The 11,344-nt window shown below is 50.2% G+C and carries 10 protein-coding genes; all 10 read right to left on the reverse strand.

The genetic code is table 11. From position 1 onward, the window contains the following. The gene (locus EL386_RS09460; protein WP_126455625.1) at positions 1-1,029 is read right to left on the reverse strand and encodes a polysaccharide biosynthesis protein; all 1,029 of its coding nucleotides are present in this window, start codon (positions 1,027-1,029) and stop codon (positions 1-3) included. Positions 1,030-1,093: 64 nt separating this feature from the next. Further along, positions 1,094-1,951, reverse strand: coding sequence for a glycosyltransferase family 2 protein (locus EL386_RS09465; RefSeq protein WP_126455627.1), 858 nt, complete (start codon positions 1,949-1,951; stop codon positions 1,094-1,096). A 58-nt stretch (positions 1,952-2,009) separates the two neighbouring features. Next, positions 2,010-2,714, reverse strand: a complete 705-nt coding sequence (locus EL386_RS09470; protein WP_126455629.1) for a class I SAM-dependent methyltransferase — start codon at positions 2,712-2,714, stop codon at positions 2,010-2,012. A gap of 18 nt (positions 2,715-2,732) precedes the next feature. Continuing rightward, positions 2,733-3,869 carry a glycosyltransferase gene (locus EL386_RS09475; RefSeq protein ID WP_126455631.1) on the reverse strand — a complete coding sequence of 379 codons (1,137 nt, stop codon included), beginning with the start codon at positions 3,867-3,869 and terminating at the stop codon, positions 2,733-2,735. Beyond that, a complete protein-coding gene (gene asnB, locus EL386_RS09480; protein WP_126455633.1) occupies positions 3,860-5,677 on the reverse strand; it encodes an asparagine synthase (glutamine-hydrolyzing) in 1,818 nt (605 codons plus the stop codon). Before asnB ends, EL386_RS09475 begins: the two co-directional genes overlap by 10 nt. 15 nt (positions 5,678-5,692) lie before the next feature. Then, positions 5,693-6,955 carry a glycosyltransferase family 4 protein gene (locus tag EL386_RS09485; RefSeq protein ID WP_126455635.1) on the reverse strand — a complete coding sequence of 421 codons (1,263 nt, stop codon included), beginning with the start codon at positions 6,953-6,955 and terminating at the stop codon, positions 5,693-5,695. 49 nt (positions 6,956-7,004) lie between these two features. Continuing rightward, positions 7,005-7,739 (reverse strand): methyltransferase domain-containing protein, encoded by a 735-nt coding sequence (locus EL386_RS09490; protein ID WP_172597693.1) that lies wholly within the window; start codon positions 7,737-7,739, stop codon positions 7,005-7,007. 158 nt (positions 7,740-7,897) lie between these two features. Next, positions 7,898-8,929: a CgeB family protein gene (locus EL386_RS09495; RefSeq protein WP_126455640.1), complete on the reverse strand. Its 1,032-nt coding sequence runs from the start codon at positions 8,927-8,929 to the stop codon at positions 7,898-7,900. A gap of 1 nt (position 8,930) precedes the next feature. After that, a complete protein-coding gene (locus EL386_RS09500) occupies positions 8,931-10,262 on the reverse strand; it encodes a hypothetical protein (protein ID WP_126455642.1) in 1,332 nt (443 codons plus the stop codon). Between the two features lie 252 nt (positions 10,263-10,514). After that, positions 10,515-11,330 (reverse strand): glycosyltransferase family A protein, encoded by an 816-nt coding sequence (locus EL386_RS09505; RefSeq protein ID WP_126455644.1) that lies wholly within the window; start codon positions 11,328-11,330, stop codon positions 10,515-10,517. Between the last annotated feature and the right edge of the window lie 14 nt (positions 11,331-11,344).

Genomic DNA, 11,344 nt, shown 5'->3' on the forward strand with positions numbered 1-11,344 from the left:
TCATTCTACCGGTTCAACGTGCTCACCACGAGCAATCGCCTGCATGAAGGAAAGCTTCATCAGCAAGTCCTTCATGCCTTCGACATCCAGGCGCGTCGTGTTATTAGAGTTGTAATCCATCGCCTCGGAAATCTTCACCTCGCCCTGCTCGACAAACTTGCCATAGTTCAAATCACGCAGATCCGGTGGTATACGGTAATAGCCACCCAAATCCTGAGCAGCAACCATTTCCTCGCGACTCAGCAATGCCTCGTGCTGCTTTTCACCATGGCGTGTGCCAATAATGCGGATCTCATGCTCCGGCGCACCCATTAACTGGGTCAGCGCCTGTGCCAAGGTTTCAATGGTTGCCGCAGGCGCCTTTTGAACAAAGATTTCTCCTGGCATGCCATGCTCGAAGGCATACAAAACCAAATCAACCGCATCATCCAACGTCATCATGAAGCGTGTCATGTTCGGGTCGGTAATGGTTATAGATTTACCGGCGCGAATTTGATCAACAAACAATGGAATCACCGAGCCCCGTGAAGCTATCACATTCCCATAGCGAGTGGCATTAATCACAGTGGAATCACTACTGCGCGATTTAGCCACAATCACCTTCTCCATCATCGCCTTGGAAATGCCCATGGCATTGATGGGATAAACCGCCTTATCGGTACTCAAACACACTACGCGTTTGATGCCGGAAACAATCGCCGCCTCCAAAACATTTTCTGTCCCGAGCACATTGGTTTTGACTGCCTCAATGGGGTGAAACTCACAGGATGGAACCTGCTTCAATGCCGCTGCGTGAAAGATGTAGTCCACACCTCGTACGGAATTCAGAACAGACTGATAGTCGCGCACATCACCGATATAAAATTTGAGTTTGGAGTTATTGTAGTGCTTACGCATATCATCTTGTTTTTTCTCATCACGGCTAAATATGCGAATTTCTGAAATATCAGTATTCAGAAAACGTCTTAGCACTGCATTACCAAAGGAGCCTGTGCCACCCGTGATGATTAGTTTTTTATTTGCAAACATATACCTCAATACTCCAAAAGTGAAACCGAAAATAACCCGCCATCACATACCAATTGCCAAATTGTCAATGTGGGTTTTTTTCATTCCGTGAACGTGCCATTTTCAATTCTAAATATTTAACATCAATCAACAACGGATACCACAGCGCTTGAAGAAAATGGAAAATAAATGCTTCTCTTCTATCCAGAAACCCACCCAAAAGAATGTACCTGTAAATAAAATAAAAAAAAGGTCTAATTAACGGTGGAAGATTATTCCAAACTTTATAGCGCAGCCATCTCCTTCGTTGCGCCTGCGTACCAAACAGACGGGCATCAATCTCTTGATAGTCCTGCGCGGTTCGCATACTAAGCAGTTCCTGCGCTTCTCGCGTTGCATAGCCGTTATGTTTGGCAATCCAGTCAGATACCCCTTTTTTGTTTTCATCCGTGAAGTCGTTCAGCAAATGCCCGGTTATACCTTCCACGATCAGATGCTCGTTAACTGCACGGTCCTCACAACGACCTTTGCCATTTCGAAAAAGTCTTAATTGCCATGAAGGATAGTAGCCTCGACGTATCCAACGTCCCATCCAAATCAAGCGCCGCTTGATGTAGAAACCATTTTGTTCAGGTGCCGTGACGAGGAGTGTTAAAATCTCCTTTTTTAACTCCTCTGACAACCATTCGTCGGCATCCAGGAAAAGCACCCACTCGCTGCTTATAGGCAGATGATCGAGCGCGTAATTGCGTTGCTTAGCATAATTTTCAAAATTGTTCTGCGCAATGTGGCAGCCATACTGGCGTGCAATCTCCAACGTTCGATCTGTGCTTTGCGAATCAAGGATGAAAATCTCATTGGCCCAGCCAGCGATGGAATCCAGCGCTTGTGCAATATTAGCTTCCTCGTTGTAAGTGAGAATGATGACGGTAATATCAACCATCAGCGCATCCCATATATTGTTTTTATGTAAATCATTTCATATATTGTTTTTATGTAAATCATTTCAAGTATGTATCAGAAGCTTGCCTAGACAGGGCAGGTTTTACAGCTTCTAATATCACAGTATGTGGAGCGCTGGGGGTTGGCTCTTCCTCTTTTCTCAAGACGTGCTCATCAATCAGGGCGGGATGATTTGTCTCATCTCCGGGTGCGCAAAACACCAATCTTTCAAATTTAGCATCAGTAGCGAGTTCTGTAAGATATGACCGTGAGAGCATCGTAACGTGTTCGCCTCGACAAAATATAAAATTTGCGAAACGCCCACCTATGCTTTCCCGTTTGTCGGGCCAATCGCCAAACCAAGATTTATCATTCTCCAGAAATTTTCGGATCGCTGTGTCTCCATCTGGACCACCGACTCTGATCACCCCGCCAAGCTTTAGACAGCGATACATTTCATTAAATAATGAAACTATAACTGGATCTGGTAAATGTTCAATTACATGATGTGAATAAAATGCATCAACGGTGGCATCTCTAAATGGCAGTGGATTTGCCAGATCCGCCCAGACATCGACTTTGGCTGTAATGAAATTCGCGTCCAAATTGATCCAGCCATCAATATAGTTCTTCTGTCCTGGACCAAGGTGGACTTTTACCTCGCCAACATTCGGAGCCCTGAATGACTTATAAAATGCCGCGTTTAACTTCATCGGCAAACGCATTGCCACATAGAACAGGCTTTTCAGTTCGTGTGAAATCATTTTCTACTCCGATTAAATTCAATCCAACCTCACGCACGGTGGCGTCTCGCCGCCTTCAAGCAACCAACAATAAACCACCGAAAGCTGCGCAGCGATTCGTTCCCAGGAATAGTCTCGCAGCATCCACTCGCGTCCAGCTCGGCCCATTTCCGCAAGAAGTGTTGGCGGTGTCGCCAGCGCATCTCCGAGACATGCTACTAGCGGATCAACACCGATGTCGATCCACCAACCCGCGTCCTGCTTATCCAGCCCATCCCACGGCGCGCCCTTGGTCACGATGGCCGGCGTTCCGGCTGCCAAGGCTTCCGCCACAGACATACCAAAATTTTCTGAATGCGTGGGCAATACAAACAGGCTGGCTGCCCGATACGCGCGCAGCTTTTTCTCACCAAACAGCGGGCCGCGAAAGACGACACACTCCAGCCGCAATTGCTTAGCCAGCGCCTGCATTGCGGCCAAATGGCCACGATTGTCCGGGCCGGCAATATGCAATTCCCAGTCTGGGAATCGGTGTTCCACCACCTGCCAGGCACGCAGCAGGTTATCGATACCCTTTATTGGGTGGATACGGCCCAAAAACAATAACTGACGGCGACCACTATTCGGCGTTTGTTCCAGCGGCGGTACGTCGATGCCGTTGGAAAGAATGCAGACCGGCTGCCTGAAACCGCACCGACGAATATCTTCGTATTCGCTCTCCGAAGTGGCGTGGAAGCAGGCTGCCGCCCGCAACGCCGGCGCTTGCAAGACATGCCAGAAAATCTTTTTTTGCAATGCGTTCAGTCCCAATGCCCACGCCGAGAGCGTCCCGCGTGGAGAAACCACTAAGCGGCAGCGCGAATCGCGAACTGCATAGCCCGGATAAACATTGGGCATCATCCACAGACTATGGTTGTGAATGATTTCGACTCGTCCCGACGACACTTCCTGTTTCAGCCAGCGCCGCATCTTCGGCGACACACCCAATCGGCGTGGACCGAAGCCTAAGGGGAAGGTCTTCAGATATGGCAAACGGACTGGTATAGCCGCCCAGTCCAAGGCGGCCAGCTGGACATCCATCCCTGTACCGATGAGCGACTCGCACAATCGCGGCACAGAATAGGATGGCCCGGCCGCTTCTTCGGTAATAGCGGGGACAACGTGAATTACTCGCATGCCGTCATCCTCTCTACGACCACCCTTGCCCACCGCCGCGCCCAAGGTGTTCCTGGTGCAGCCAGCATGGGCACGTTGCCCCAAGCGTCCTGATCGCCCGCCTCGGACAACCACTGCGCCATCGGCAAACTGAAACCGGTTTTGGAGCGATTGATGATAGATTCAGGCAAAGGTTTCCCCGGCGACCGTGCCAGCATTGCTTTGCCGGCGCCACCTGCGAAGCCTGACACATACGAACCTAAGGTTTCCAGCAATACAGCATCCACCAGCGGGGTACGCAGTTCTAGCGAATGTCCCATGCTGGCCCAATCACTGTCACGTAACAGTTGATTACACAGGTAATGCGTCGATTCCAACAGGCCAACGGCAGCAGCGCCATCTCTGGCATCGGCCTGGGCCATGCCCGGCGGCGAGCCACCGAGGCGTGCCAAGCCATCCCGCGCCATATCCGCTCCCATCAGAGCAGGAAGTTCTTCGGGTAGAAATAGGCTGCGCCTCAGAAAATACGCACCCTCCAAAGAATCTATGAAAGTCGGTATCGCGGCAAGCTTGGGCTTGAGGAGTTTCTTGGCAAGATAGGAACAAGGCACGCCCAGAAGTGTACTGGCGCCGGGAATGGCCGCAATCGTCCGCCCCATGGTAGCCATGAGTGGAATCTGACGGAAGGAAGAATAGCCGCAAAAAAGTTCATCCCCACCCACGCCCGATAACACCACCTTGTAACCACGTTCAGCCGCCGCCTTGCTGGCGAACCAAGTGTTGACACCATCGATGGAGGGCTGATCCATGGCGTCAAGAATGCGCGGGATGTCCTGTTCGAACTCGGCACGGGATACCCGGCGGACAAAGTGCGGCAAGCCATAGTGCGCCGCGATGGCAGCGGCCACGGGCACTTCATCCTCGTGCCGGCCGACAAACTCATCGAAACCGATGGTAATGCCCTCGACCTGCGCACCCAGCCCGGAGGCCAGACCGGCCAGCACCGCCGAGTCGATACCACCGGATAAGAACACGCTCACCGGCACATCGGCCACCAAGTGGGCGCGCATGGAATCCGTCACCACCTGCCGCACTGTTTCCTGCAATTCATGGGCAGAGGCATTGCGACCTTCACCACGCCAGTGGGTGCGGATGTCACGCCAACACACTGGCGACTCTGGTATACTGGCGCGTACCCGCAGCCAGTGCCCGGCGGGCAGTGCTAACACATCGCTGTAAAGCGTCCACGGCTCCGGCACACTGCCCCAAAGATAGAAACCCGCCAACCCAGCCGCTTCCCGTTCTGCCGATACCTGTCCCGAGGCCAGCAACGCTTTCACCTGCGATGCGAAGAGCAGGCCGACCTTCGTCCGCGTGTAATACAGCGGCTTGATGCCGTAGGGATCGCGGGCCAGAAACAATTCGCGAGTCTGCGTATCCCAAATAGCGAAGGCGAACATACCCCGCAACCGAGGCAACATGCGCTCGCCCTCGCGTGCGAACAACGCCAGCAGCACTTCCGTATCGGACGTGGTGCAGAAGGCCATACCCTCCGCCTCCAACTCGCAGCGCAGTTCGCGGAAGTTGTAAATCTCTCCGTTGAAGACGATGGCGTAGCGGCCGTCGGTGGACACCATCGGTTGGTTGGCGCGGGCGTCGAGGTCGAGAATGGCCAAGCGGCGATGACCCAATACCACGCCTTCGCTCGCCCATACGCCCTCCGCATCGGGGCCACGGGTGTGCATGCGGGTAACCATTCGCCGAGTCGCATCAAGTGCTGATGCTTCAGACACACGCGATGTTGGGGTAAAACCTGCTATTCCGCACATCGAAGATTTCGTATCTTATGTTGCAATATTTCGCCCTGCTTTGTCGTCATCTGAGCGCCGATGACTCGCGAGCATCTCATCGTAAATATCCAGGAAAGCCTTGCCAGCCACGCCAGTCTCGTATTTTCCCATGATCGTTTCCCGCCCAGCTTCGCCCATGCGCTCGTTTAGTGCCGCATCGGTGAGCAAGCGAGTCAGCCTGTCCTCCATCGCTTTTTCATTATCCAGCCCCACCAGATATCCTTCTACCCCATCCGTTATAATGCCTTCTGGCCCGCCACTCCGAGTGGAAATCACGGGGATGCCACAGGCCATCGCCTCCAGGATCACGACCCCAAGCCCTTCTTCGTCTGAAGGCAGTGCAAAAACCGAAGCGGCTTGATACAGACGAACCAGTGCTTCAGCATTCGGTGAGTGGACGAAATCCACCCGCCCGGCGAGCCTGAGTTCTTTGACCCGTGCCCAGAACACTGGCCCCGGGCTAGAAGTGCCCGCAAGCATCAGGCGCACCGTCGATTTCAATTCGGACGGCAGGTTGGCATACGCTTCCAGCAGTAGACCGATATTCTTGCGCGGGTCATCCAGCCGCCCTACGCACAGGATATAAGGGGCTGATCGCAGGTCCCGAAGAGCGGCGGGCCGGAAACGCGCTGCATCCACACCGGGTGGCGCATAACGGATGATAATCTCGCGCCCCCCATTGACCTCTCGTGTGTAATCCAACATCCAGGGGCTCTCGACCTGGATCGCGTCCACTGTCTGCAGCGCTTTGCGTTCCAGACGGTCGGTGAACTTTGTCATCCAGCGCCACCAGACTGTCTTGGGACTGCGTGCCGTTGCATCGCGCCGTCGCCGCTCGACGATGGCGCGGGTCGCGCACTGCACTGCCACCGGCTTGCCCAGCCCGCACACGGCCCATGCCCAGGCGGGAGTACCACAAACCACCTGAATCAGGTCGCAGTCCGCCAGTAATGCCGCCAGTGCATGACGGGGTTGATAGCGCTGGAATTCAAGTTCGGATGCAAATGCTCCCACTCGGATAAATGCACGACCCTGCCAGTTCGCGTTGCGAGTAAGCACACCGTGAAACCAACTTGCGGGCTTGGTCAGCTCAACGCCAATCCCATCACTTGAGGACTGTGATAGCGAAACCAGTTGGAGATCGAACGCACCAGACCGCTCAATAGTCTGGCAAATGAATTCGGCCACCGAAGGTACCCCGCCGCCTTGTTCGAGGGCGGGCACGACTAGGCCAATACGTGGTTTACGTGCTGACATGTACAGCCTTTAAAAATAACAATATGTCACAGATTAAAAAATATTCCCGTCATTTAACCGGCTTCTTGAGCACAAAGACCAGATTGGCAGTAATCACACAGGGCTGTCCGTCATGAAAAACAAGATTAATAAAGCGAGCAATAATCGTCTGCGCCAATCGGATACTGCCGCGTCGCATCGCACGCATCCATCCAACGCCAAAAATTGGAAGCCGTGGTGGCCCAATATCGATCACCTCGAATCCAGTTTGCGAGGCAAGTTGACGAATCGCAGAAGAACCGAGCGCAATACGGTGCGTAATATCACCATGAAAAATTGCTCGACCGAAAGGACTGTCTCCACTGGGAACGCGGGCCAGCAAAACACCACCTGACTTAAGCACACAATAAACACCTTTCAACACCTCGATAAGCTCAGACACCTCGAGATGCTCAAACACATCGAATCCTACAACCAAATCTATGGTACCCGTGCCAAGAAACGTAGTTGCCTCCTCCAATGAAGCAAAACCGCACAGATCTCTCGCACTCACAAGGTCAAGTAGCTCACGTTGAACTTCTACACCAGACCATGCAATTCCTTGAGAGATTGCCCAACCAGCAAATGTGCCATTGCCAAAACCCAACTCAAGGCATTTTGGCGATGTCAACTCATCAAATCCAGCCCGCTTTAGTTCAGCCGCATAATAAATGGCTTCATTATCTGTGAAATGTAGAAACCCCCCTGAAACCCAACCCTTCCAGGAGGAATAGCGGTCGTATGTAGAAGATAGTTGGTTTTTCATATCACTCTCCATCATTTAATATAAAAAATACGATGGAAGAGACACAACCTAAGAAACTCAACTTAAATACAGCTCTTCTTTCAGATAGCGTGAAAATCGCTGATATATGTGAGTTATACATTTCACAAAAAGTCTGTTCCAAGAAATAATGCTGCACTTCAAATTTCCCTGATCACATTAGCCATTAGTGCTTCTAGCAATTTTCTTGATGAGTAGCCTGATTTAATACAGCGCTGGTAACCGGCGCTGGCAATCCGCTCCCTTGACCTGATATTTTTTAAATAAAATTTAATCTTGTCAATAAGCTCAAGATCATCGGCAAAGAATTCAGCCTCAACTTCTTCCTCAAAAAGTTCTTGATGAATTGTTGTTCTTTCGGCAAGCAGAAATGTACCGACAGCAGGTATCTCAAATGACCTAGTGGTTGAGGTCTCAGGGATATGCTTACCCAGCAAACCAAGACCTATTTTGGCGCAACTGAGTGCTGCGGGATATGAATCGCCCCACAAGCCATGGCCGATACAACCCGACAAAAGCGGCATTCTTTTCCGCTTTTTTAGCCATTGGTCACCCCGCACCTTCAAGGCAATATTTTCACGAACAATCGCCTCTAGACGCGCTCGATAGTGATTTTGGAAATGTCCGACAAAACAAACATCAGCCTCATATTCCAGAAGTTCAGAAGGACTTGGCGAACGTAGCACGAAATCGTCAGAATATCCTTGAAGGGTCAAAAATACTTTCTTCGCCCCATTGCGATAATATTCATCGATTTCCCATTCCTTGGTGGTCACACAAAAATCGTAATCCACCAGAGACTTGATGAAGTGTCTTGATCGTTGCGAAAGTATCTGCGCATCCGGGGTATAGTGAATCGACATACATCTGAAATGATATTTTAATTGTTGGATCGTCTCCGGATATATCCATGTTCCTTTGTCGACCCATATCATCCAGACATCTGTCGAGAGATTAGTTGCCCAACTGATAAGGTTCTTATTTAGCTTTGACACGCCAAGCCCAATATTAAATCGAGCCCCAATCGATCTGAAAGCGCGATTGCCCTCCAACAAATAGGGAGTTGTATCAAAGGGGAGCACCTGCCAACCAAGCGACTGGAGGCTCCTCATCCTCGACTTCGTCGTTGACCCCTGCGCAAGCGCACCGATGTAAAGAATCAACCGCGTCATTTTAAACACGAACCCTATGAGAGCTTTGCAAACCTAACATTATCATTATTAAAACAAATGCATATAAAGATATCACAAACGTTCCAAGATAAGTCGCAAGGTAATCCCCAGAAACCGAAAAGGCCGTCCAATGCCCTAGTAAACCCATTATCAATAGCGTTGTCGATTGTGAGATTTGGGCCGCCAGAATTAGTGCACGGTACCAAGCGAGGATGAAACCGGCCAAAGCCGAAGCACCAATCAGCCCAAACCAGCCTAGGTCATAATAACCACTAATGAATATGCCTTGGCCTGTAGACGATGTATTGTAACCTAGCACTTTGTCAGTAAAATTAATACCAGCGGTTGTCGTTATAGGTTTATCTGAATACAAAAGCCTCGGTACAAAAAGCCAAGGAATCATCTGATAACTGTCTCCACCATTACCATTTTCATAGAGCCACATCGCTGCAGCATCCGGCGACGTATAGTCAAAGCGTGACCATATTCCAATATTTTCAAGCTCATCAATTCGAAACTCATTCCGATAGGCGCTCTGGAAGATGCTGATACGCTCCTCAAGAGAAGTTTTTGATCTACTCCAGGCCTCAACTCGCGCATCTCCATAGATAGGTTGCAGAATTGTCAACGCGAAACCCATCCCGGCAACACTCAATACTAGTCTAGTTAATGTCATCTTTCGGACCAGTATGCCACCCACCATAGCCAACAGTGGAATAAATGTCTCTGTTTTATTGAACTCCAGCAAACCACCTGCCGCATATAAGAGCATCGCACATAAAAAAAATATTGACCTTAACCTTAAAGCCAATAAATTTTCTTTAAAATGGAGAAAAACTCCCACTGGCAACAATAACTGTGCACTTCGATAAAGACCTGAAATAACTTCGTTAACGAATAGATCGTTGTAAAGAACATAGGCCTTAAAGGCAAACCCTACCACAACAAGCCAAACTGAGGCGCGCCGAATATTGATGGCCGGAAGTCGACTAAAGTTCTTTATAGCGAAATTGACAAACGGGCCAAAGTGAAGATACCCACCGATCATCAAGCTGACACCAAAACCAAGTAGGTTAGCACCTAATACTGTCACAGCCTTATCGGCTGTGATCGAAAAGAAGCTCCTAGAATATTCAATTTCTTCCGGATGCCCAAAAACATGAAGGAGTGGCCCAAACAGAAAAAATGCTGAGAATGACAGGATGAACGTAAAAAATACATTATTGAGGATTTCATTGGGTTTATTGCGAGCCATCTGGCGTACCCGATGGCTCGCAAGCAAAAGGCCTATGATCGCAAAAAAACCCAATACCGACCAGTCTTCCTGGCTCAATGTATAGCTGCTAATTATACAAACCAATCCCAAGACAAAAAAATCAGGCCCACAAGTTCTTGGAAAAGGTCGCACAAATTTAATTCTCTGGTTCATCAAATTAAAATCCAACAAGTAAGGTAAAATTTAAAATTGATAAGTTATTGTGAGTTCTCGCAGGCACGAGGATCTAGAGCCGCACGTCCTCTTCGTCGCGCAACCCGTCCGCGCCTCGTCGACCAACGGTAGCACGATGTTGAAAAGTACGGTACGTCATAGACGAAGATCGCGAACCCAATCACGTACTCGCTTCATCGTGGGCCTCAATCGCCGAAAAACCGTGCCGACTAAAGGGTAACCTTCAATCCGCTCTAAACGCCTTGCGCGTACGTAACCTGGATTAAAACTGCGCTCAACGCCAAGGTTACTGAATGCCGTCGCTTGGACAATAGTAGCCACCCGCCACCGTTTTTGGCACGCGACGCGTCGCTGATAAGCAAGCTCCATATCTGTCATTGGTACGCGTTCCCTGTATGGGCCAATGTCCTCGCAGAACTGCCTGCGCTTTAAATGTGGTCGGTCCGAATACGGTCGAGCACTACAATCTCGCAACTGAGGAATGCCGTCGTTCTCAAAAACCAAATATCGTGTACCATCGTCTAGGCAGCGTGCTTCATGAGGAACACCAGGCGTCTCATTTGTGAGTTGGACGATTCCGACATCCCGATCTGCTTGCATTATTTGTAGTGCCGTAAAGATAAGGGTTCTAGCTCCAACAAACTCGAAGTCATCCTGAATTTGTAGAATGTAACTGCCTTTCGTCACAACAATGCCTTTATTGGTGTTGGCTCCCAGCCCCTTGTTTGTCTCTGAAAGCAGATGTTTGTCGAACGGCAACGACTGGACCCGAGAGAGATTCTCTGGATCACTCGCATCGTCTGAAACAACAAATTCGACGCGTAGATTGCCAAAATCCATTCGCTCTCGAATGGATCGGAAAGCAATTTCCAGCAGGTCTGATCGATTGTAGGTAATGAAAAGAACGGAGACATCCACTACATCCTGCGTCAGAGGCTCCTGTTTAAGCATGTTACACTCCCGAT

Source organism: Sulfuriflexus mobilis (genome assembly GCF_003967195.1).
GTDB lineage: Bacteria > Pseudomonadota > Gammaproteobacteria > AKS1 > AKS1 > Sulfuriflexus > Sulfuriflexus mobilis.

Coding starts and splice junctions, on each gene's coding strand:
- EL386_RS09460 (WP_126455625.1), bottom strand. CDS start 1,029: ATGTTTGCAAATAAAAAACTAATCATCACGGGTGGCACAGGCTCCTTT.
- EL386_RS09465 (WP_126455627.1), bottom strand. CDS start 1,951: ATGGTTGATATTACCGTCATCATTCTCACTTACAACGAGGAAGCTAAT.
- EL386_RS09470 (WP_126455629.1), bottom strand. CDS start 2,714: ATGATTTCACACGAACTGAAAAGCCTGTTCTATGTGGCAATGCGTTTG.
- EL386_RS09475 (WP_126455631.1), bottom strand. CDS start 3,869: ATGCGAGTAATTCACGTTGTCCCCGCTATTACCGAAGAAGCGGCCGGG.
- asnB (WP_126455633.1), bottom strand. CDS start 5,677: ATGTGCGGAATAGCAGGTTTTACCCCAACATCGCGTGTGTCTGAAGCA.
- EL386_RS09485 (WP_126455635.1), bottom strand. CDS start 6,955: ATGTCAGCACGTAAACCACGTATTGGCCTAGTCGTGCCCGCCCTCGAA.
- EL386_RS09490 (WP_172597693.1), bottom strand. CDS start 7,739: ATGAAAAACCAACTATCTTCTACATACGACCGCTATTCCTCCTGGAAG.
- EL386_RS09495 (WP_126455640.1), bottom strand. CDS start 8,929: ATGACGCGGTTGATTCTTTACATCGGTGCGCTTGCGCAGGGGTCAACG.
- EL386_RS09505 (WP_126455644.1), bottom strand. CDS start 11,330: ATGCTTAAACAGGAGCCTCTGACGCAGGATGTAGTGGATGTCTCCGTT.